The organism is Streptococcus parasanguinis, assembly GCF_001578955.1.
In the GTDB taxonomy this organism is placed as follows: domain Bacteria; phylum Bacillota; class Bacilli; order Lactobacillales; family Streptococcaceae; genus Streptococcus; species Streptococcus parasanguinis_U.
Genome location: NZ_KQ969697.1, coordinates 1,824 through 3,661, shown reverse-complemented (window position 1 = coordinate 3,661; position 1,838 = coordinate 1,824). Strand labels below are relative to the sequence as shown.

At 40.5% G+C, this 1,838-nt stretch carries 1 protein-coding gene and 2 pseudogenes; all 3 read right to left on the bottom strand.

The features are described from left to right. Nucleotides 1–389: pseudogene (locus tag SPADD19_RS10760) on the bottom strand (type IV secretory system conjugative DNA transfer family protein); the annotation flags it as partial. Next, on the bottom strand, nt 389–1,480 hold the full coding sequence (locus SPADD19_RS10755; protein ID WP_061455977.1) for a replication initiation factor domain-containing protein: 1,092 nt from the start codon (nt 1,478–1,480) through the stop codon (nt 389–391). The gene SPADD19_RS10755 and the pseudogene SPADD19_RS10760, both read right to left, overlap by 1 nt. A gap of 158 nt (nt 1,481–1,638) precedes the next feature. Next, a pseudogene (locus tag SPADD19_RS10750) lies at nt 1,639–1,838 on the bottom strand (hypothetical protein); the annotation flags it as partial.

The following is a 1,838-nucleotide window of genomic DNA, read 5'->3' as shown; positions in this document are numbered from 1 at the left end:
AATTTCTCGACTTCTACGCTGATGTGTGACGGTCTGCTATCGCATACCGCCACGCTTGGAACTGAGATAAAGGGGGTATCTTGCAGACGATTAACTGACATTGTAGCAAGTAAGCTTTTAGTGACTGCCTTTTCTGCCTTTTTCTGTGTGATATATTTTCCGATTGTCTTCGCTTTGATCACTGACTTTGTCAGCGAATACGCTCGCCAAATCGTCAAAATAGCGACCAGCGACCACAAAACAACTTGAACAAGTTTAATCGATACAACCAGCCCCAGCACCAAAGACAGAACGGCTAAAGCTAAAACCAAAGCCCACCACGTCCAAAACTGAACGTAAAAAGGCACTTTATAAACGTTTTGAGCGTTCTTTTTATACGTGATAGCCATTATTTGCCACCCCCTAAAAACTCGCTCAAATACTTGTTTATAGTCTCGTCTGACAAGGTCTGACTATTCACGTATAAACGATTTTGCTTCTTCGAAAAATCAGTAGATTTTTCAGCTTTTTGAAGCAAATCGTAAATATCAAAACCTCTTTCATCTCCTATCATCTCAAGGAGAGCAAGAGAGGGCAAGACTGCCACACGTAACCACTCCAGCAAGTCGCCCAGCATTACGTCACGTTCTGCAAGACTAAAGTCTATCGTCTCATCATACTCTAAAAACTTCTCCCACCACTTCGTTTTATACCAACGATTTTTGTTAGTGTCCCCACGTTTGGGGGTCAAAATCTCAAGAAGATTACGAAGCGATGTTTTAAAAATCTTGTCGATTTTATCGCCATTTAAAAACTCATCAATGATTTTTAAAGCGTATTTTTTAGAATAGCTAATCTCATACCGTTGCCAAACTTCTTTCCCAGTCCTCGCCCAGTGGTCTCGGACTTCGGTTGGAAAAAGTTCGTTTTTACTTTCGTATTGCGCTTTTTTGTCATAAAAACGGGCGTACACATTCCCACGGCTTCCATTTTGAGACCGAGCGTTTCCGATGTAAATTGTCTGCCCCAGCGATTTTCCGTTTTGGTCTGATGTTTTAACGATATTGTAGGACTTACGAGATGAACGATAATGCCCTTTATTGAGTTTTTTCTCAATATCGGAAAATCTCACTGTCTCATCATAATCATCAAGAGCCAAGTCGAGCCGTGTGAAATTTACTCCACCATACTCTTTTAAGGTTCTAAAAATAGAAACCCAATCTGTATCCCATTTTTCAGCTAATTCAGTCGACCCCTGACCCGTGAAGACCACGGTCATTGTCCGACTAGAATTTTTGTGCCAAGGCTTTTCGGGGTCATTCCAAAAGACGTTTACATAATTTCGATAAGTTGCCCCCGAGTTGTAAAAAAATCGCCCTGGGATTTCGTCAAAATCTGCTAAATCATAACCCAATATTTTCAAAAGTTGAGGGTCTAACGTCTGTTCTTCATCTTCAAATGATACCGAAAAAGCCAGCCAGTCTACTTTGTATTTTTGCATGTCTTTTTCTTATCCTTACTGTGTAGTATTTTAAAGGTCTTAAACCGTTGATATATAAGGGCTAACTAGCTATTTTACTCTGTACGTGTACGCCCCCATGATTATTGAGGGGGGCTACCTGCTGGAAACAAGTTCCAGCAGTACCCTTTTTATCTTAGTTAGTAGTCAGCAATCTGACCTTTCTGCTCAATGAAAATCATATTTGCTGACTTGATGTCATACCCAAGACCAGCGACTTTGTAAGCTTGCAAAAGTTCAAATTTTCGCTCTTCCGGAAGAACAATTTTAACCATCTTGCCAGTTCCAAATTCGACAAATGTATATGTGAGACCGTCAGACGTTTCAGAACGTTTATCTT